This is a genomic window from Streptomyces sp. SID12488 (assembly GCF_010548275.1).
Lineage (GTDB): Bacteria > Actinomycetota > Actinomycetes > Streptomycetales > Streptomycetaceae > Streptomyces.
The window spans coordinates 18,219-35,941 of record NZ_JAAGLT010000025.1 but is presented as its reverse complement, the minus strand read 5'-3'; the positions used below and the strand labels follow the sequence as shown (position 1 = coordinate 35,941).

The 17,723-nt window shown below is 71.6% G+C and carries 17 protein-coding genes and 2 pseudogenes; 6 read left to right on the top strand and 13 right to left on the bottom strand.

Annotated features, from left to right (window positions below):
* Positions 1-219: 219 nt before the first annotated feature.
* The 6 genes from G3I56_RS30685 to G3I56_RS30660 all read right to left on the bottom strand — a co-directional run bounded on the left by G3I56_RS30685 (position 220) and on the right by G3I56_RS30660 (position 6,051).
* On the bottom strand, positions 220-1,260 hold the full coding sequence (locus G3I56_RS30685; protein WP_164414641.1) for an MBL fold metallo-hydrolase: 1,041 nt from the start codon (positions 1,258-1,260) through the stop codon (positions 220-222).
* Positions 1,257-2,504 (bottom strand): aminotransferase class I/II-fold pyridoxal phosphate-dependent enzyme, encoded by a 1,248-nt coding sequence (locus G3I56_RS30680; protein WP_164414639.1) that lies wholly within the window; start codon positions 2,502-2,504, stop codon positions 1,257-1,259. Before G3I56_RS30680 ends, G3I56_RS30685 begins: the two co-directional genes overlap by 4 nt.
* 138 nt (positions 2,505-2,642) lie before the next feature.
* Positions 2,643-3,329, bottom strand: coding sequence for a hypothetical protein (locus G3I56_RS30675; RefSeq protein WP_164414637.1), 687 nt, complete (start codon positions 3,327-3,329; stop codon positions 2,643-2,645).
* 772 nt (positions 3,330-4,101) lie between these two features.
* The gene (locus G3I56_RS30670; RefSeq protein ID WP_164414635.1) at positions 4,102-4,896 is read right to left on the bottom strand and encodes an RNA polymerase sigma factor SigF; all 795 of its coding nucleotides are present in this window, start codon (positions 4,894-4,896) and stop codon (positions 4,102-4,104) included.
* A 424-nt stretch (positions 4,897-5,320) separates the two neighbouring features.
* A complete protein-coding gene (locus tag G3I56_RS30665) occupies positions 5,321-5,473 on the bottom strand; it encodes a hypothetical protein (RefSeq protein WP_203691023.1) in 153 nt (50 codons plus the stop codon).
* A gap of 77 nt (positions 5,474-5,550) precedes the next feature.
* Positions 5,551-6,051 carry a PaaI family thioesterase gene (locus G3I56_RS30660; protein ID WP_164414633.1) on the bottom strand — a complete coding sequence of 167 codons (501 nt, stop codon included), beginning with the start codon at positions 6,049-6,051 and terminating at the stop codon, positions 5,551-5,553.
* A 93-nt stretch (positions 6,052-6,144) separates the two neighbouring features.
* Here G3I56_RS30660 and G3I56_RS30655 point away from each other — a divergent pair, with 93 nt between their 5' ends.
* Together G3I56_RS30655 and G3I56_RS30650 are read left to right on the top strand one after the other, a co-directional pair.
* Positions 6,145-6,612 carry a helix-turn-helix domain-containing protein gene (locus tag G3I56_RS30655; protein ID WP_164414631.1) on the top strand — a complete coding sequence of 156 codons (468 nt, stop codon included), beginning with the start codon at positions 6,145-6,147 and terminating at the stop codon, positions 6,610-6,612.
* Positions 6,613-6,694: 82 nt separating this feature from the next.
* On the top strand, positions 6,695-7,237 hold the full coding sequence (locus G3I56_RS30650) for a type 1 glutamine amidotransferase domain-containing protein (RefSeq protein ID WP_164414808.1): 543 nt from the start codon (positions 6,695-6,697) through the stop codon (positions 7,235-7,237).
* A gap of 168 nt (positions 7,238-7,405) precedes the next feature.
* On the opposite strand, the gene G3I56_RS30645 is transcribed toward G3I56_RS30650, so the two are convergent.
* The 3 genes from G3I56_RS30645 to G3I56_RS30635 all read right to left on the bottom strand — a co-directional run bounded on the left by G3I56_RS30645 (position 7,406) and on the right by G3I56_RS30635 (position 10,057).
* On the bottom strand, positions 7,406-7,639 hold the full coding sequence (locus G3I56_RS30645; protein ID WP_164414629.1) for a DUF6158 family protein: 234 nt from the start codon (positions 7,637-7,639) through the stop codon (positions 7,406-7,408).
* Between the two features lie 70 nt (positions 7,640-7,709).
* Positions 7,710-9,329, bottom strand: coding sequence for an ATP-binding cassette domain-containing protein (locus G3I56_RS30640; RefSeq protein ID WP_164414627.1), 1,620 nt, complete (start codon positions 9,327-9,329; stop codon positions 7,710-7,712).
* 71 nt (positions 9,330-9,400) lie between these two features.
* Positions 9,401-10,057, bottom strand: a complete 657-nt coding sequence (locus G3I56_RS30635) for a histidine phosphatase family protein (RefSeq protein ID WP_164414625.1) — start codon at positions 10,055-10,057, stop codon at positions 9,401-9,403.
* A gap of 90 nt (positions 10,058-10,147) precedes the next feature.
* On the opposite strand from G3I56_RS30635, the pseudogene G3I56_RS30630 reads away from it, so the two are divergent.
* The 3 genes and pseudogenes from G3I56_RS30630 to G3I56_RS30620 all read left to right on the top strand — a co-directional run.
* Positions 10,148-10,720, top strand: a pseudogene (locus tag G3I56_RS30630) (phosphatase PAP2 family protein); the annotation flags it as partial.
* 188 nt (positions 10,721-10,908) lie between these two features.
* A complete protein-coding gene (locus tag G3I56_RS30625) occupies positions 10,909-11,742 on the top strand; it encodes a methyltransferase domain-containing protein (protein ID WP_164414623.1) in 834 nt (277 codons plus the stop codon).
* Positions 11,743-11,802: 60 nt separating this feature from the next.
* On the top strand, positions 11,803-11,973 hold the full coding sequence (locus G3I56_RS30620; RefSeq protein WP_164319181.1) for a hydrophobic protein: 171 nt from the start codon (positions 11,803-11,805) through the stop codon (positions 11,971-11,973).
* Between the two features lie 121 nt (positions 11,974-12,094).
* On the opposite strand, the pseudogene G3I56_RS30615 reads toward G3I56_RS30620, so the two are convergent.
* From G3I56_RS30615 to G3I56_RS30600, 4 genes and pseudogenes are all read right to left on the bottom strand, one after another.
* Positions 12,095-12,313 (bottom strand): annotated as a pseudogene (locus tag G3I56_RS30615) (DNA primase); the annotation flags it as partial.
* The gene (locus G3I56_RS30610; RefSeq protein ID WP_164414806.1) at positions 12,310-13,095 is read right to left on the bottom strand and encodes a GvpL/GvpF family gas vesicle protein; all 786 of its coding nucleotides are present in this window, start codon (positions 13,093-13,095) and stop codon (positions 12,310-12,312) included. The gene G3I56_RS30610 and the pseudogene G3I56_RS30615, both read right to left, overlap by 4 nt.
* Positions 13,096-13,274: 179 nt before the next feature.
* Complete coding sequence (locus G3I56_RS30605; RefSeq protein WP_343240097.1) at positions 13,275-15,146, bottom strand: transketolase; 1,872 nt, start codon at positions 15,144-15,146, stop codon at positions 13,275-13,277.
* Positions 15,143-16,537: an NAD(P)/FAD-dependent oxidoreductase gene (locus G3I56_RS30600; RefSeq protein ID WP_164414621.1), complete on the bottom strand. Its 1,395-nt coding sequence runs from the start codon at positions 16,535-16,537 to the stop codon at positions 15,143-15,145. The genes G3I56_RS30605 and G3I56_RS30600 overlap by 4 nt, the downstream gene beginning before the upstream one ends.
* Positions 16,538-16,760: 223 nt before the next feature.
* Here G3I56_RS30600 and G3I56_RS30595 point away from each other — a divergent pair, with 223 nt between their 5' ends.
* Positions 16,761-17,720, top strand: a complete 960-nt coding sequence (locus G3I56_RS30595) for an LLM class F420-dependent oxidoreductase (RefSeq protein WP_164414619.1) — start codon at positions 16,761-16,763, stop codon at positions 17,718-17,720.
* Positions 17,721-17,723 lie beyond the last annotated feature (3 nt).

Below are 17,723 nucleotides of genomic sequence, written 5' to 3'. Positions count from 1 at the left end.
GTACCCGTCCCCGTCCCTGGGGGCTGCGCCCCCAGACCCCCGCTACGGCCCTGGAGGGGCCTTGTCCTCAAACGCCGGACAGGCTGAATACCCAAGCGCCGGCCGGCACCACTCAGCCCGTCCGGCGTTTGAGGACGAGCGCGTTCAGCGCGATACGGGGGTTCGGGGGCGGAGCCCCCGAGGATGGGAACGGGTAGGGGCGGCGGGGGCGAGAACAGCTCAGCCCAGTACCCGTGAACCCCCGACCGGCAGGTCCCACAGGTCCTCGCGGGGCAGGCCGGCCTTCTCCCAGGCGGCCCGCACCCGGGTGAGCGGTTCGAGGACCGGCTCGGCCGACAGCACGAAGGTCGCCCAGTGCATGGGCGCCATCCGGCGCGCGCCGAGGTCCATGGCGGCCCGCACCGCCTCCTCCGGGTCGCAGTGCACGTCGCTGAGCCACCACCGCGGGTCGTACGCGCCGATCGGCAGCAGCGCGAGGTCGATGCCCGGGTAGCGCTGTCCGATGCGGGCGAACCAGTGGCCGTACCCGGTGTCGCCCGCGAAGTAGACGCGCTGCCCGTCCAGGTCGGTGAGTACCCAGCCGCCCCAGAGGGTGCGGCAGGTGTCGGTGAGGCCGCGCTTGGACCAGTGGTGGGCCGGCACGAAGTCGAAGCGGACTCCGTCCAGTTCGGCCGTCTCCCACCAGTCCAGCTCGGTGACGTGGGTGAACCGGCGCCGCCGGAACCAGCGGCCGAGCCCGGCGGGCACGAACACGGGGGTGTCGCGCGGGAGTCTGCGCAGGGTCGGGGCGTCCAGGTGGTCGTAGTGGTTGTGGCTGATGACTACGGCGTCGACGTGCGGCAGCGCGCTCCAGGCGACGCCCACGGGGGTGATCCGGGCCGGTGTGCCGAGGATGCGGCGGGACCAGACCGGGTCGGTGAGGACGGTGAGCCCGCCGATCCTGACCACCCAACTGGCGTGCCCCGCCCAGGAGACGGCGACGGTACGCGCGTCCACGCGGGGCAGCGGGCCGGGTTCGAAGGGCAGCCGCGGGATGTCGGCCAGGCCTTCCGGTGTCGGCCGTACCGCGCCTTCTCTGGCGAATCTCGCCATGCCCCGGAGACCGGGCAGCGGGGTGGTCAGCCGGTCGGCGAAGGTCCGGGGCCACACCCGGTTCCCGTGCGGCGGCTGAAGCACCTCGCTTGTCGTGGCCGCGCTCGTGGTCGTGCCTGTGCTGGTGCTCGTACCGGTGCTCGTGGTCGACTCGGACTGCTGCGTCATCGAGGAGGCTCCCGTCGCTGAGCGTCGTCACAGAGATCGTCGAAGATCGATCCCATCGAGGTCAACGCGCTTCGCACGTGTGGCAGTTCCAGTGGTTCGGGTGATGTGAGCGACTGTGCTCGTTCCCCGGGCGTGTCGCCGAGCAGCGCGCCCGTGTCCAGCCGGACGCGCAGTGCCGCGAGGTCGTCCCCGAACCGGTGACCGCCCGGCGTGGGCATCCCGAGCCGGGCACTGAGGTGGTCCTCCAGTTCCTGGGCGTCGCCGACACCGTGGGCGCCGAGCGCGGTGCGCAGGGGGCCGAGATCGACGTACAGATGGCGACCGACCCTCGGTGGCCGGGCCAGACAGCCCGCGCCGACGACCGCGCGGTGCACGGCGGTGGCCACGCGCGCGTGCAGGCGTACGGCGGCGGTGAGCCGTTCGGTGACGGGCTCGGGCTCGCCGAGCGCGTAGCCGGCCGCGACGGCGACCGGTTCGGCGATCCGGGCGCCGAGCGCGGTGAGTACGTCGAGCACGCGCGCGCGTAGGGCGTCGCCGGCAGGGTTCGCGGGGAAGCGGGCGAGGGCGGCGGGCCACCCCGGCGGCAGCAGCGCGCCGCACAGGTCGGTCACGACGGTGACCCTGTCGGGCAGCATCTCGGCCGGGCTGAGCAGCACGGTGTCGTGCGGCCGGTGCAGGGTGTCGCGCCAGGTCTCGTCGCTGACCAGGTGGAGCCCTTCTCCGGCGGCGGCCTCGACGGTCTCGTGCAGGAGTTCGGGCGGCGCCACGGTGGCCGTCGGGTCGTCCGCCACGGACAGTACGAGCAGCCGGGGATCACCGCCCTCGGCGCGCACCCTCCGTACGGTCTCCAGCAGGGCGTACGGGTCGGGCACGCCCCCGCACTCGGCCGGCGTGGCCACGTGGAACACGGATCTGCCCAACGCCCGCACCTGGGGCGCCCACCAGGCCGCGCAGGGCCGGGGCATCAGGACGTCGCCGCCGATCGCGGCGGTCAGCGCGTGCAGCAGGGCGGGGGCGCCGGGCGCGGCGGCCACCCGGTCGGGCTCGGCGGGCAGTCCGCGTCTGGCCCAGTAGCCGCAGGCCCCGTCGAGGAGCGCGGGGCCGCCGCCGGTCGGCTGGGCGTCGGGGCGACCGGCCGCGGCGGCGAGCTCGGCGGTGAGTTCGGGCAGTACGGGGAGTCCGTCGCCGGGAATCGGCGGGCCGTAGCGGACAGGACCGTGCCCCTGGGGATCCGTCCGCCGCATGCGTACCTCCGCGGGGTTGCTGGTGCGGTGCCTGTGTGTGCCTGCTGTGGCTACAGCTACGGCTACGAGTACCCACGGTCACAGGGACCCGTGGGAGCCCGCCCGGGTTGCTTCCCCTGTACCGGGGCCGCACCCGGGTCAGCCGCGTGTGGCCGTTCCCCCGCGGCGCAGCCGGTGTACGGCGGCCCCGGCCGCGCCCGTGATCAGCACTCCCCCGGCGACCAGGGCGGGCACCGAGTCGGTGAAGGCGCCGCCCTGACCGGCCTGCACCCCGCGCTGCACCGGCGCGGGCGTGGGCTCGGCGGGATGCGTGGGGCAGGAGGACACGTCCTGGAAGTCGCCGCTCCGGGAGTCGGTGCCGTGCGAGCCGGCGCCGCAGATGCCGGTGCCGGTGCCGGTGCCGTCGCGCGTTACCGTGAACGTCGCCTTCCACGCCTTGCCCTGGCCCCCGGCCTGGCCGGGACACGTACCGTCGGCGGACCATTCGGCGGCGGGGGCGCTCGCGTTCTGGGCGCCCTCGAAGCTCCAGGCGGGCGCGATCTTCGCGGTGCCGCTGTAGGCGGGGCCGGTCACCTGGTCGTCGTTGCCGGGGACCTGCTGGAGCTGCACGGTGCCCTGCTCGAAGCTCTGCGAGTGCGCGTCGATGGACGTGGGCGGGGTCCCGCCGGTCGCGTCGCAGGCCACGGAGACGGTGACGGTGCCGCCGGGGCCGACGGTGCCCGGGCTGACCTCCCCGGCGGCGTCCGCGGACACGGCCGAGGCGGCGACGCCCAGGGCGGCACCGGCCAGAGCGGCGGCGGACAGTACACGGGCGGTGCGGCGCATGGCTGGGCTCCTTCGAGCGGCGGCTGCGGGGCACGTCGGGTGATGCCCCGCACCCCATGACAGCCCGCCCGGCGGCAGGGCGCGCGCGGCCGGGCACCATTCGCGGGACGGACACGCCCGAGCGGGTGACGCTGCCCGGCGCCGCGTGACGTCCATGCCGATGCCGCCCGCCTGGTCGACGGGCGGCGCTCGCTCAGCGGGCCGGCCGAGTCGACGGGCTCCCCGCGTTCGAGAGCGGCCGGACTGGGCACGTCACCGGAGCGGAGCTGCACGGCGACAAGTCCGGCGAGGCTGGACGGGGTGACGGCGGCCGATCATTCCGGCCCGCTTCCGTCATGGTCCGGGCACCCGTCCCGGACAGCTGCCGTTCGGCAGTGCAGCCGTAGGCAGTCGGCAGTCGGCAGTGGAACGGACGGCCCGTTCGACAAGCTCCGACAGTCGGCGTCCGCATACTGGAGCCCGGCCCGACGTCTGAGCGGGCGACCAGCGCGGCCCTGGTTCCAGCGGCCGCCCCCGGTTCTGCCCTCCGCCGCCACTGCGGGTCAACGAGAGCGTGAGGATAGGCAGTTAGTGCCGATGATCTGCCAACAGCTACTGCTGTCCAGGGCGTTGACAGGCGGTTGGACGCTGGCGCTGAGAGACTGATCCGGAGCGACGCACAACCGGTGTTCGCGACAACGGAGGCGCACACGCTGCACATGATGGCTCGTCACATCGCGCTGGAAGTATGGGAGTCGGAGGATGGAGCACTCGGAACCGGTCCGGTCCCGGTCTAGGCCGCGTCCCTCATGACCTGGTCCCGGAGCCGGTTGCAGGAGCGGCTGATCAGGCGGGAGACATGCATCTGGGAGATGCCGAGCTGTTCGGCGATGCAGCTCTGGGTCATGTCCCCGAAGAACCGCATGTAGAGGATGGCGCGTTCACGCTCGGGCAGTGCCTGCAGCCGGGGCTTGACGGCCTCACGGTCGATGACGATGTCGAGGGCCGGGTCGGCTGCGCCGAGGGCGTCGCTGAGGGAGTATCCGTCCTCGCTGCCGGGCAGTTCGGCGTCGAGGGAGAGCGCGGTGAAGCTCTCCAGCGCCTCCAGGCCGACCTTGACGTCCTCCTCGGTCATGTTGGCGTGCTCGGCTATCTCGGCGACGGTGGGCCTGCGGCCCGAGATGGTCTGCGACAGGTCCTGGGTGGCGAAACGCACGCGGTTGCGCAGGTCCTGGACCCGGCGAGGCACGTGCAGGGTCCACATGTGGTCGCGGAAGTGACGCTTTATCTCACCGGTGATGGTGGGGACGGCGTAGCTCTCGAAGGCGTTGCCGAGCTCGGGGTCGTAGCGGTCGACGGCCTTGACCAGGCCCAACGCGGCCACCTGACGCAGGTCGTCCAGGCTCTCGCCCCGGTTCCGGAAGCGGCCCGCGAGCCGGTCGGCCATGGGCAGCCAGGCCTCGACGATCTTCGCCCGGAGGGTGTCGCGCTGCTGACCCGGAGGGAGCGCGGAAAGCCTGCGGAACGCCTCCGCGGTGTCGGGGGCGTCGTGGTGGGGGTGGCGCTTCGGACTCGTTTGAGTTCGCATGGTGCGTCGCAACTCCCTAGGAGCGCTCGGGTTGGACGGGTCCCCGCGGGAGGATGCGCACAACCGGGACAGACACACCCGGGTCGGTGATCCACCGTTCCCACGGACGTGCCTCCTGTCCGAAGCACTGTTGCTGCGCCTGCCCCGCCCTATCCGCGCCAAACAGGTTTTCGAGAGTGCCGTCCGGTGACGAGCTCCCCGGCCGTCCCGGCGACGGCATCAACAGCCTGGTCGCCCGGCCTGTTCGTCGCCTGGGTCCGGCCCCGGCACGAGGAGATGTCCGCGTTCGAAGTGGTCGGTCACGCCGAGTTCGGCAGCCGTCTCGGAGTGTGCGCTGCCACGATGAGCCCCGCGGTCTCGTACGGGGTCGGCGCCGAGTTCACCCACCCGGCGGCCCGGCCGGAGTGCCTGCCGGGCCGGGCCGTCAGGTACCCAGCGCGTCGATCAGGGATTTGACCACGTCGTACGTCGCGGCCGTGCCGCCGACGTCGCGGGTGAGGACACCTACGGCAGTCGTGGCCCCGGTCGACTTGTTCAGGCGTGCCGCCCGGTCGGGCGGGCCGAAGTGCTCCGGCATCGGCGCGGCGTCGGCAGGTTCGCGGTGACCACGATGAAACCGGCGCCCGCGACACCCGCGGCGCAGCCGCCCGCCGGTCAACCCTGCGCGGGCGGCACCGGGAAGAGCAGGCAGCTACTGGTGGCGTGGGCGAGCAGACGGTCGTTCACGTCGACCAACTGCGCCTGGGCGAGAGCGGTTTGGCGGCTCTTGTTGACGAGCGTGCCGATGGCCCGCACTGTGCCCGTGTCCACGGTGATCCGCCGCAGGAACTTCACCGTCAGGTCGAGCGAGGTGTACGCCATGCCCTGCGGGAGGGTCGACTGGACGGCGCACCCCGCCGCCGAGTCGAGCAGGGTGGCGAAGATGCCGCCGTGCACACTGCCGATCGGGTTGTAGTGCTCCTCCCCAGGCGTCAGCGAGAAGACCGCCCTGCCGGGTTCCACCTCGGTCAGGGTGAAGTCGACGGCGTAGTTGACGGGCGGCGCCGGCAGGCGCCCCGCCTGCAGCTCGCGCAGGAAGTCGAGGCCTGCCATGCGTCCGGCGGCCTCCGCCAGGATCGCCGGGTCTTCCCATTGATACGTACGAGTTCGTCCCACGGCCGAGCGCCTCCCGGTCTGACTTTTACAAATGAAGCTAGCGGCCCCTTCGCCTGACTGTCAATGACGAAGCCAGGGCCGTACGATGGCGGAATGGAGTGGCTTGAGGCGAGCACCGAGAACTGCCCCGTCCAGCGCACGCTCGACGTGGTCGGGGAGAAATGGACGCTGCTGATCCTGCGTGACGCCGTCAACGGAGTCCGCCGCTTCGACGACTTCCACCGCCACATCGGCCTGTCGGAAGCCGTTCTCAGCGACCGCCTCCGGAAGCTGATCGAGGCCGGTGTCATGAAGACCGTCCCCTATCGGGAGCCGGGCAGCCGGTCCCGCAACGAGTACCGCCTGACCCGCAAGGGCTGGGACCTGTGGCCCGTCCTGATGGCGCTGACCCAGTGGGGCGAGGCCTACGCGCTCGGCTCCGAGGGGCCGATGCTGGACGTTCGCCACACGGACTGCGACGCCCCAGTCCGCGTGGTCGTCGAGTGCTCCGCGGAACACTCCGCCCTCACCCCCGGGGAAGTCACCGCCCGACTGGGCCCGGGGGCCCGGCGCCGCACATGAACCGCCGATGAAGGACCGCTGACGTGTGTCGGCAGCGGATCGTCGGGTACGCGGCATGCACCCCCGAAGTCTGGAGGAACTCATGCGTATCGCGTTTCTTACCGCCCCGGAGGGCGTCGAACAGATCGAACTCACCGAGCCCTGGCAGGCGGTGGCCGACGCGGGCGGCGAACCCGTGCTCGTGTCGACGGAGCAGGGCCGGGTGCAGGCGTTCAGCCATCTCGACAAGGCCGACACGTTTCCCGTGCAGGAGGTGGTCGGTGAGGTGTCGGCCGAGTCCTTCGACGGACTGGTGCTGCCTGGCGGGGTGGCCAATCCGGACATCCTGCGCGCCGACGAGCGCGCCGTCGCGTTCGTGCGGGACTTCTTCGACCAGGGCCGTCCGGTCGCCGCGATCTGCCACGCCCCGTGGACCCTCGTGGAGGCGGACGTCGTCCGCGGCCGGGTGCTCACGTCGTGGCCGAGTCTGCGTACCGACATCCGCAACGCGGGCGGTGACTGGGTCGACGAGCAGGTGCGGATCTGCGACCACGGGCCCAACACCCTAATCACCAGCCGCAAACCGGACGACCTGAAGGCGTTCTGCGACGCGCTCGTGTCCGAGTTCGGCAAAAAGGCCGCCTAGGTCGCGCACAGGCCCTCGGCCACTGACCGGCCACTGGACAACCCGCCTTCGTCGTGGCGGTCGCGGCCCATCGGCACGGGGATCCTCCCCCGGTGCGCCGCTGAGATCCACCGCTGCGGCCCGTGCCGCTGCCGGGAGCCCTCGGGCCCCGGGCAGCGGCACCGACGCTCACTCCTGCGCGCAGTCCCGCTCCCGGGCGCCCTCGCGGGTGCGGCCGGTGGCGATCGGGCGGCGCGGATGACGGCGCAGGTACTCGCCCTCCAGTTGCGCCATGCGGTCGTTGTGCGCGCGCAGCGCGTCGTTCGACGCGTGCAGCAGCGTGTCGTGCCGGGTGCGGTGGATCGTCTCCAGCTCTTTCATCAACTGCTGATCGTCCAGTCTGCCCGGGTCGACTCCGTTCATGGTGGCTCCCCGATCGTCGGGTCCTTCGGTACGGCCCGGGTACCCGTAGCCGCGCAGGCGAAGCGACTCCCTACCGGGCCCGCTCCACCCGCCGCTCGTCCCACACGGGCTCGGGGGTCTCACGGACCCGCCCGTCGCTGCCGAAGACCAGATAACGATCGAACGAACGAGCGAACCAGCGGTCGTGCGTGACGGCCAGAACCGTGCCCTCGAACGCCTCGAGCCCTTCCTGGAGTGCCTCGGCGGACTCCAGGTCGAGGTTGTCCGTCGGCTCGTCCAGCAGCAGCGCCGTGACGCCCTCCAGCTCCAGGAGCAGGATCTGGAAGCGGGCCTGCTGGCCCCCGGAGAGCCGCTCGAAGCGCTGCTCGGCCTGGGCGGTCAGCTCGTAGCGGCGCAGCCGGGACATGGCCGCGCCCCGGTCCTGCGAGTGCACGGTCCACAGGATGTCGAGGAGCGGACGGCCCTCCAGCTCGGGGTGGGCGTGCGTCTGGGCGAAGTGCCCGGGCACGACCCGCGCGCCGAGCTTCCACTCGCCCGTGTGGTTCACGGTGTCACCGGCGAGCAGGCGCAGGAAGTGGGACTTGCCGGAGCCGTTGGAGCCCAGGACGGCGACCCGTTCGCCGTAGAAGACCTCCAGGTCGAAGGGTTTCATCAGCCCGGTGAGCTCAAGTCCCTTGCAAGTGACGGCCCTTACACCGGTACGGCCGCCCTTGAGCCGCATGGTGATGTCCTGCTCGCGCGGCGGCTCGGGCGGCGGCCCCGCCTCCTCGAACTTCCGCAGCCTGGTCTGCGCGGCCTGGTAGCGGGACGCCAACTCATGGCTGATGGAGGCCGCCTGACGGAGATTCAGCACCAGTTTCTTCAACTGGGCATGCTTCTCGTCCCAGCGCCGGCGCAACTCCTCGAAGCGCGCGAACCGTTCGGCCCGCGCCTCGTGGTAGGTGGCGAAACCGGCGCCGTGCACCCACGCGTCCGCGCCGGCGGGCCCCGGTTCGACGGACACGATCTTCTGCGCGGACCGGGAGAGCAACTCCCGGTCGTGGGAGACGAAGAGAACCGTCTTACGGGTCTCCGCGAGCCGCTCCTCCAGCCATCGCTTGCCGGGGACGTCGAGGTAGTTGTCGGGTTCGTCGAGCAGCAGCACCTCGTCCGTGCCGCGCAGCAGCGCCTCCAGCACCAGCCGCTTCTGCTCACCGCCGGACAGCGTGCGCACCAACCGCCACTGCGCCTTCTCGTACGGCACCCCGAGCGCGGCCGTGGTGCACATGTCCCACAGCGTCTCGGCCTCGTAGCCGCGCGCCTCGGCCCAGTCGGAGAGGGCCTGCGCGTACTGGAGCTGAGCCGCCTCGTCGTCGACGGTCAGCATGCCGTGCTCGGCGAGGTCGACCGCCTTGGCCGCCTCCTGGATCCGCGGGGTGGCGACCGACACGAGCAGGTCCCGTACGGTCGTCTCGTCCCGTACGGAGCCCACGAACTGGCGCATCACGCCGAGCCCGCCGCTCACGTTGACGGCGCCGCCGTGCGGTTTCAGCTCGCCGGAGATCAGCCGCAGCAGGGTCGTCTTACCGGCGCCGTTGGGCCCCACGAGGGCCACGACGGCCCCTTCGCCCACCCGGAACGACACATCGCCGAGCAGCGCCCTCCCGTCGGGAAGGTAGTACTCAAGATGCGCTGCTTCGAGGTGTCCCATGAGGCGCATTCTGCGGGCCGACCACGACCCCGGGCAAACCGATAAGCGCACACCCGTGGCCTCGCCCCCCGCTAACCGTGCAGCACCTCTCCCGTCGGCCCGCCGCCCGTGCCCGGCCCGGTCGTCGCGACGAGCGCGCCCGCCCAGGACACCGCCTTCCAGCCGTCCGCGGGGGATCCCTCCAGGACAACCACACCGGTGTTGTCGAGCCGGTGCTCGGCGGCGAAGGGCACATCGACGTTGTCCGCGCGGGCCGCCGCCCACATCCGGATCGCGGCGCCGTGGCTGACCATGGCGACCGTGCCGGCTCCACTGCCGGCGGCCTCCGCGACGACCGCGTCGAACCGCCCGAGCGCCTCGACCCCGTTCTCCCCGCCCGGCATCCGCAGCTCCGTGTCACCGGCCGCCCACGCGAACAGAGTGGTCATGTACGTGTGCGCGGCCTCCGGGTCGCCCCGCATCTCCAGGTCCCCGGCGGCCACCTCACGGATCCCGTCCCGCACCCGTACGTCGAGGTCACGCCCTCCGGCCAGCGGGGCGGCGGTCAGCTGCGCACGGGTCAGTGTGGAGGCGTACAGCGCGTCGATCTCCTCGCCCGCGAGCGCCTCCGGCAGCACCGCGGCCTGCCGCTCCCCCAGTTCGGTGAGTCCGGGCCCCGGAACAGCGGTGTCCAGCAGGAATTTCACGTTCGACGGGGTCTGACCGTGCCGAACGAGCAGCAGACGCATACGGATTCCCTCTCGACCTACGACCTCGCGACATGCCCCCTGACCGGCACGACAAGACAAAAAGGCCCTCTTCAGGGTACCCAGAGGGTCATGACCGCAGACATCATCGACCTCACCGTTCCCCAGCTCGGCCGTCACGCCCTGCGCGAGAACCTGCTGAATCTCGACTTCCGGCTGTTCGAGACCGCCGCCACCCGGCACTGGCCGGGCGCGGAGCGCGTCCTGCCGAGGCTGAGCCGCAGCGCCAACCACGGCGTCCTGTGGTTCGCGACAGCCGCCGCGCTGGCGGCCACCGGGAACCCCCGGGCCCGCCGGGCCGCCGTCCGGGGCCTCGCCTCCCTCGCCTTGGCCTCCGCGACGATCAACACGGTCGGCAAGCGCTCGGTACGCCGCGCCCGCCCCGTACTGGACGCCGTACCGCGGGTCAGGCAGCTGAAGCGGCAGCCGATCACCACGTCGTTCCCGTCGGGTCACGCCGCGTCGGCGGCGGCCTTCGCGACCGGTGTCGCACTGGAGTCCCGGGGTCTGGGCATTGTGGTGGCGCCGATCGCCTTCTCGGTGGCGATGTCCCGTGTCTACACCGGCGTCCACTTCCCCAGTGACGTGCTGGCGGGCGCGGCCCTGGGCGCGGGCGCCGCGTTCGCCGTACGAAAGCTCGCGCCGGCCCTCGAGCGGTCCGCGCCCCCGGCCCCGCCGCTCGATCGCGACTGACCCCTGCCCACCGCCCGCCGCCCTCTGACGGCCGACGTCCACATCTCAAGACGTGGGTCTCATTATTCGGCACGACTGCGTACGGTGATGAGCGAGTCGTTCGAAGCGGGTCGTTCGAGAAGACGAGAAGGGGCACGGTCATGTCCAAGCCGCAGTCGCAGCCGCAGGAGACCGCCGTCTACACGCACGGGCACCACGAGTCCGTGCTCCGCTCGCACACCTGGCGCACCGCCGCCAACTCGGCGGCGTACCTCCTCGGTTCGCTGAAGCCGCACATGAGGATCCTGGACATCGGCTGCGGCCCGGGCACGATCACCGCGGACCTGGCGGCGCTGGTCCCCGACGGGCAGGTCACCGGCGTGGACCGGGCGCCGGGCATCCTGGACCAGGCCAGGGCCACGGCCGCCGAACGGGGCCTGGGCAACGTCGAGTTCTCGGTCGCGGACATCCACGCGCTGGACTTCCCGGACGACACGTTCTGCGTGGTCCACGCCCATCAGGTGCTCCAGCACGTGGGTGACCCGGTGCGGGCGCTGAGCGAGATGCACCGGGTCACCAAGCCGGGCGGCTACGTCGCCGTCCGCGAGTCGGACTATCTGGCCATGGCCTGGTATCCGGCGTCGGAGGGCATGGACCACTGGCTGGACCTGTACCGGCGGGTGGCCCGGGCCAACGGGGGCGAGCCGGACGCGGGGCGCCGCCTGAAGTCCTGGGCACTGCGGGCGGGGCTCACGGACATCACGGCCACGTCCAGCACCTGGACATTCGCGGACAGCGACGAGCTCGCCTGGTGGAGCGGCCTGTGGGCGGACCGGACACTCGCGTCGGCGTACGCGGACCGGGCCACGGAAGGCGGCCTGGCGACCCTGGATCAGCTGCGGGGGGTCTCGGAGGCCTGGCGGGAGTGGGGACGGCAGGAGGACGCCTGGTTCACCGTCCCGCACGGAGAGATTCTCTGCCGAAAGGGCGACTGATTCCCTCCGCGGATGAATGAGACGCCGGTTTCGGGAAACTCGGAGTCCAGGAGGTTCACAATGGTTCCCATTCTGCTCGTACTGCTTCTGGCTCTGATTCTCTTCGGTGCCGGATTCGCGGTGAAAATACTCTGGTGGATCGCACTGATCGTGCTCGTCGTCTGGCTACTGGGCTTCCTGGTGCGGGGCACCAGCGCGAGCGGATCAAGGGGCCGGTGGTACCGCTGGTAGCCGGCGTCGGCAGGTGATCAACCCCTGGAAAGCAGGGTGAATTGCGGCCCGAGGACCAGATCCTGGTCCTCGGGCCGCAATTCGCTCACCGGTCTTTGCCGAGGTCCCGCAGGTCTTTGTTGCCGAGGTCCCGCAGGTCCTCGTTCAGCCGGTCGACGATCTCCTTGAACCGCGGGTTGTCGCGCAGTTGCCCGGACAGCAGGTCCGCGAGCACCTGTGGGCTCAGCTCCATCCGTTTGGCGGCCATTACCGCGCCGACGGCGAAGACCAGTTTCAGTTTCTTCGTACGTCCAAGGACATATCCGGCCCCAACCGCGAGGCCCAGTTCCACTCGGTTCATTCTCGTACCGTCCCGTTGTCGGTGCCCGTCGTGGAATCCGCGGGCTCGGCCGGGCCCGGTTCGACGAAGCTGTACGGCGGCAGCGGCCCCTGGACCCGCACCTCGAGGTACGGATGCGCCTTGCGGAGCCCTTCGGTCGCGGTGCGGAACGCCTCCGCCGAGTCACGGGCCACCAGGAACGACACGTCGGCCGGCCGGCCGTTCGACTCGGCGCCCACGCTCACCGCCACCGCGGACGGCTCCAGCGAGTGCCGCACCTCGACGGCGTCCTCGGCCTCCCGGACCCGCACCGCGGCCACGACCATCTCGCCGAGGCTCACCCGGTCGTCGTAACTACCGCCACCCGCTTGCCTGTTGGCCTCGGCGAGGGCCCGGAGCTCCGGGTTCTCCGCCAGGACTCGGTGCAGGACGACCTCTTCCTCGTGGCGCACCTCGACCCTGTACTCGACGTTGCCGTCGAGGGCTTCGAGCCGTTCCGCGTAGTGCTCGGCGCGCTCGGCCAGTACGGAGGTGGCCGCGTCGTCGTCCGGTGCGACGCTGCCGAACGGCATGGGCAGCACACACCCGGCCGCGCCCGCCTCCTCCAGCACGTGCTGGTGGGCGAGCAGATCCTCGCGCTGGGGGCGCAGTTCCTCGGGTGCGTCGCTGACGATCGCCGCCAGGGCACCCTCCGTCAGGACGCGCACGGAACGCGGCGGGTCACCGACGCCGTGCAACTGCCTCGCGAGAGAACGCAGTTCGGGATGGTCGGCGGCGGTGATGCCGTAGACGTACGTACCGATACTCGTCTCGATACCCCGCTCAATGCCCGTCTCGTTGCCCGTGTTTGTACCGCTGCTTGCATTCGTGTCGCTGTTCGTGTTCGTGTCGCTGTTCGTGCTCACTCCTGCTCCTCTTGAGGTACGTCTGTTGATGTGGTGAGGCTTCAGCCCATCGCGTCGAGCCTTCGCCGCGCCGTCACTCACGGCGCGATCGCCTCCTCCACGAGCAGGCGGCCCGCCGCCATGATCGCCTCGGCGTCGATGCCCGCGGCGTGCAGCTGCTCGTCGGGGCTCGCCGAGCCGGGCATCGTACGGACGGCGAGGCGCGCCAGCCGGGGCAGTGGCCGCCCGTCGAGGAAGGCGTCGAGAACCGCGTCCCCGATGCCGCCCTCCTCCCGGTGGTCCTCGACGGTGAGCAGACAGCCGGTCTCCTCGGCGGCCTGGCGCAGGGTGAGCCGGTCGACGGGCTTGACGGAGTACAGGTCGATGACCCGCACGGGGATGCCCTGGGCGTCGAGCGCGTCGGCGGCGGCCAGTGCCTCGTGGACGGTCACGCCCGCCGCGACCACCGTCAGCCGGTCCTCGCGCCCGGCGGTGCGCAGCACCTTGCTGCCGCCGACGGGGAATTCCTCGTCGGGGCCGTACAGCAGTGGTGCCCCGCCGCGCGAGGTGCGCAGATACCGGATGCCTTCGAGGCCGGCCATCGTGGCGACGAGCCGCGTGGTCTGGTGGGGGTCGCAGGGATACAGCACGGTCGAGCCGTGCAGCGCGCGGAACATCGCCAGGTCCTCCAGGCCCATCTGGGAGGGCCCGTCCTGGCCGATCGCGACGCCCGCGTGCGAGCCGACGAGGTTGAGACCGGCCCCGCTGACCGCCGCCATGCGCAGGAAGTCGTGTGCACGGGTCATGAAGGCCGCGAACGTCGACGCGTACGGTACCCAGCCGCGCACCGCCAACCCCACAGCGGCGGCGACCATCTGCTGTTCGGCGATGTAGCACTCGAAGAACCGGTCGGGGTATTCCTTGGCGAAGGCCTCGGCGCGCGTCGAGTCGCTCACCTCGCCGTCGAGGGCCACGACATCCGGCCGGGCGTTGCCGAGCGCGGCGAGCGCCTGCCCGTAGGCGTCCCGGGTGGGGATCTCCTCCCCCACGTCCCAGCGGGGCGGTTCCAGGTCTCCGGCCCGTACGGCGTGCAGCGCCCGGGCGGCGCGCGGCTCGGGCGGCCGGACGCGGAGGTCACGGGGGCCGCCGAGTTCGGCGATCGCCTCGTCGGCGTCCGGCAGCGGTTTGCCGTGCATTCCCTCGCGGTCCTCGACGGCCGCGACGCCCTTGCCCTTGAGGGTGCGGGCGAGGATGACGACGGGCTGCCCGGCCGTGGACTCGGCCTCGCCGTAGGCACGTTCGATGGCGTCGACGTCATGCCCGTCGATCTCGACGGTGTGCCACCCGAAGGCCTTGAACCGGCGGGCGTAGGCGTCGAGATCGTGCCCGTGCCGGGTCGGCCCGCGCTGGCCCAGCCGGTTGACGTCGACGACGAGGACGAGATTGTCGAGATGCTCGTACGAGGCGTGCTCGGCGGCCTCCCACACCGACCCCTCGGCCAGCTCGCTGTCCCCGCACAGCACCCACACCCGGTACCCGGTGCGGTCGAGCCGCTTACCGGCCAGCGCGATACCGACGGCCACGGGCAGTCCCTGGCCGAGCGATCCGGTGGCCGTCTCGACCCACGGCAGCCGCCGGGGCGTCGGATGCCCTTCGAGCCTGCTGCCCAGTTGGCGGTAGGTGAGCAGCTCGGCGTCGTCGATGGCGCCAACTGCCTTGTAGGCGGCGTAGAGGAGCGGCGAGGCATGCCCCTTGGAGAGGACGAAGCGGTCGTTGCCGGGGTGGGTCGGGCGGTCGAAGTCGTAGCGGAAGTGCCGGGCCAGGAGTACGGCCATCAGGTCGGCGGCGGACATCGACGAGGTCGGATGCCCGGAGCCCGCGGCAGCCGAGGCGCGGATGCTGTCGACGCGCAACTGCTGGCCCAGTTCGGCGAGTTCGGCGGGCTTGTGCAGGGGTTCAGCGGTGTTCACGACTCTCCTTCCGACGGGGTGGACTGTTCCGCGGCACGTCGCGAGGACTGTTTCGGAACCCGTCCCGGGGACTGCCGCTCGCCGCCCGGCACTCGCGCCAGCTCGGGCGACGACGTGTCCAAGGGGACCGACCAGGACCGGACGAGCCCCAACTGCACGCCCTGGCGCGGCAGTACGGCGTCCAGCAGCCAGTCGGCCGCGACCCGCACCCGGTTTCCGGGCATCGCCGCGAGGTGGTAGCCGCGGGTGACCGCACCGGCGAGCGGCCCGGACAGTGAGACGCCGAGCGGGTTGGCGGCTGCCTTGATCCCGCCCAGGTCGACGACGAACCCCAGATCACGATGGCGGTAGGCCCTGCGCGAGCAGATGCCGAGCGAGGCGGCGACGTTGCGGGCCGCGACCCTGCCCTGCCGCCAGGCGTGCTGCGCGGTCATCCCCGTGAATTCCCCGGGCTTGTTCAGGTCGGGGACAGCGGCGGCGTCCCCGCACGCGAACACCTCGGGGTGGCCCGGTACTTGGAGGAACGGGTCGACGATGAGCCGTCCGCGTTCCAGGGGCTGCCCGATGCTCTCGACCAGTGGATCGGGGCGGACGCCCACGCACCACACCAGAGTGCGCGACTCGACGAACTCGCCGTCGGACAACAGGACTCCACCGGGTGTCGCCTCCTTCACGGAGGTTCCCGTGCGGACGTCGACGCCCCGTTCGCGCAGCACCCGGTCGGCGGTGCGTGCCAGCTTCTCGTCCAGCTGGGGCAGGACGCGCGGCGCGGTGTCCAGCAGCAACCAGCGTGGCCGGACGCCTTCGCGCAAGGGCTGCTTGCGGACCAGCGCATCGGTGAGCAGCTGCCCCTGCGCGGCGACTTCGGTACCGGTGTAGCCGGCGCCGACCACGACGAACGTACAGCGGGCCGCGCAGCTCTTGGGGTCGTCGGCGGCAGCCGCCAGTTCGATCTGCCGGATCACGTGGTCGCGGTGATACAGCGCCTCGGGCAGACCCCGGAAACCGTGGGCGTTCTCGGCGACGCCGGGCACGGGCAGCAGCTTGTTGACACTGCCGACGGCGAGGACGAGCCGGTCGTAGCCGAGGGTCCCGCTCTCGCCCTCGGGGTCCGTGTAACGGACGGTGCGCGCGTCGAGGTCGATCCCGTCGGCGTCGGCCTCGCCGAGCACCAGGCGCACCTGGGGCAGGGTGCCGGCGAGGGAGACGGTGATACGGCGCGGTTCCAGGACACCGGCGGCGACCTGGGGCAGCAGGGGCAGATACAGGAAGTGATCGGTCGGGTTCAGCAGGGTGATGTCGGCCTTGTGCCGGGTCAGCCGGGCCAGCGTTCGGGCCGTCTGGTACCCGGCGAAGCCCGCGCCGACGATCAGGATGCGGGGTCGACTCACGTTTTCGCCTCCGGCGAGGTCGCGTGTACAGAACCTTCGGTCAGCCGTAGGTACACCGTCATGGACGAGGTACGGAACTATCCGCGTCCCCCTGGTCAGGGCGCCCAAACGTCCGTCGGGGCCCGTTCGGTCATCCGCGGCCCGACCTCACCCGCCGGTTTCCCCGCCGCCCGCTGGGTACCCGGAGCACACCCCGATCCGCCCATTTCCGGAGGTGCTTCCCATGCCCGAATACGGCTACTTCCTCGCGTGCGAGGAGTTCGGCCCGGCGGAACTCGTCGAACAGGCGAGGCAGGCCGAGCAGGCCGGGTTCCAGGCGCTGTGGATCTCGGACCACTACCACCCGTGGAACGACGCCCAGGGCCAGAGCCCCTTCGTGTGGTCCGTGATCGGCGCGCTGTCGCAGGCGGTGTCGCTGCCCGTCCAGACGGCCGTGACGTGCCCGACCGTGCGGATGCACCCGGCGGTGGTGGCGCAGGCCGCGGCGACGAGCGCGGTGATGACGGACGGCCGGTTCCGGCTCGGCGTCGGTTCCGGTGAGGCGCTGAACGAGCACATCCTCGGCGACCAGTGGCCACCCGCGCACACGCGCCTGGAGATGCTGGAGGAGGCGATCCAGGTGATGCGCCGCCTCTTCACCGGTGAGGAGGTCAACCACCGCGGCCCGCACTACACCGTCGAGAACGCCCGGTTGTACACCGTCCCGGACGAGCCCGTGCCGATCGACGTCTCCGGCTTCGGCCCCCAGGCCACGGCGCTCGCGGCCCGCGTGGGCGACGGCTACATCACCATGGGCCCCGACGAGGACCTCACCACCCAGTTCCGCAAGGGCGGCGGGGGCTCCGGGCTCGTCAGCGGCGGTACGAAGGTCTGCTACGGCCCCGACCGCGAGGAGGCCGTCCGTACGGTGCACAAGCTGTGGTCCAACCAGCTGCTGCCCGGCGAGATGGCCCAGATCCTGCCCACGCCGCGCCACTTCGAGCAGCTGGAGCCGCTGGTGACCGAGTCCATGGTGAGCGAGAAGACGGTCTGCGGACCCGACGTGGACGAACACGTCTCGGCTCTGTCCGCCTTCGCCGACGCGGGCTTCGACCGGGTCTACGTCAGCCAGATCGGCCCCGACCAGCGCGGCTTCTTCGACTTCTACCGCACGAAGGTGCTGCCCCAGCTTTCGGGCGGCTGAAGG

Excerpts from the sequence above, each read along its gene's own strand:
- G3I56_RS30685 (WP_164414641.1), bottom strand. The coding sequence starts at position 1,260 with ATGACGCAGCAGTCCGAGTCGACCACGAGCACCGGTACGAGCACCAGC.
- G3I56_RS30680 (WP_164414639.1), bottom strand. The coding sequence starts at position 2,504 with ATGCGGCGGACGGATCCCCAGGGGCACGGTCCTGTCCGCTACGGCCCG.
- G3I56_RS30675 (WP_164414637.1), bottom strand. The coding sequence starts at position 3,329 with ATGCGCCGCACCGCCCGTGTACTGTCCGCCGCCGCTCTGGCCGGTGCC.
- G3I56_RS30670 (WP_164414635.1), bottom strand. The coding sequence starts at position 4,896 with ATGCGAACTCAAACGAGTCCGAAGCGCCACCCCCACCACGACGCCCCC.
- G3I56_RS30665 (WP_203691023.1), bottom strand. The coding sequence starts at position 5,473 with ATGCCGGAGCACTTCGGCCCGCCCGACCGGGCGGCACGCCTGAACAAG.
- G3I56_RS30655 (WP_164414631.1), top strand. The coding sequence starts at position 6,145 with ATGGAGTGGCTTGAGGCGAGCACCGAGAACTGCCCCGTCCAGCGCACG.
- G3I56_RS30650 (WP_164414808.1), top strand. The coding sequence starts at position 6,695 with ATGCGTATCGCGTTTCTTACCGCCCCGGAGGGCGTCGAACAGATCGAA.
- G3I56_RS30645 (WP_164414629.1), bottom strand. The coding sequence starts at position 7,639 with ATGAACGGAGTCGACCCGGGCAGACTGGACGATCAGCAGTTGATGAAA.
- G3I56_RS30640 (WP_164414627.1), bottom strand. The coding sequence starts at position 9,329 with ATGGGACACCTCGAAGCAGCGCATCTTGAGTACTACCTTCCCGACGGG.
- G3I56_RS30635 (WP_164414625.1), bottom strand. The coding sequence starts at position 10,057 with ATGCGTCTGCTGCTCGTTCGGCACGGTCAGACCCCGTCGAACGTGAAA.
- G3I56_RS30625 (WP_164414623.1), top strand. The coding sequence starts at position 10,909 with ATGTCCAAGCCGCAGTCGCAGCCGCAGGAGACCGCCGTCTACACGCAC.
- G3I56_RS30620 (WP_164319181.1), top strand. The coding sequence starts at position 11,803 with ATGGTTCCCATTCTGCTCGTACTGCTTCTGGCTCTGATTCTCTTCGGT.
- G3I56_RS30595 (WP_164414619.1), top strand. The coding sequence starts at position 16,761 with ATGCCCGAATACGGCTACTTCCTCGCGTGCGAGGAGTTCGGCCCGGCG.